Annotated in this window: 1 protein-coding gene; it reads right to left on the bottom strand. The window is 56.5% G+C overall.

The genetic code is table 11. The features are described 5' to 3' along the window. Positions 1-248: GNAT family N-acetyltransferase (locus HMI57_RS18295; RefSeq protein WP_346655274.1), on the bottom strand; the 248-nt coding region annotated here is incomplete at its 3' end. Positions 249-276: the final 28 nt, after the last annotated feature.

Here is a 276-nt window from a genome sequence, read left to right as displayed (position 1 = left end):
CCACAGTAGGTGAGGCCGTGTTTTTGCGCAAAGGCAATGGCCGGATAATTTTTAGATTGCGTCTCTAACACCACCCGTTGCAGGCCATTAGCCCGCGCCCACTGCAAAGCGGCCCCAAACAGCACCGAGCCGACACCGGTGCGCCGAAAGCGCCGCTCCACCCCGAAATCTGCAATCCAACCGGTGCTGGGCATGGCCGTAAAAGTTAAATTGATGTACCCCTTAATCTGCTCGTTTTCCTCGGCCACCAAAAAGCACACTCGCGCGTTCCAAAGC

Source organism: Arthrobacter sp. 260 (assembly GCF_013116745.1).
Taxonomy (GTDB): Bacteria; Actinomycetota; Actinomycetes; order Actinomycetales; family Micrococcaceae; genus Arthrobacter_D.
Note: the sequence above shows the minus strand (reverse complement) of the source record. Positions and strands in the feature narration are given on the sequence as shown.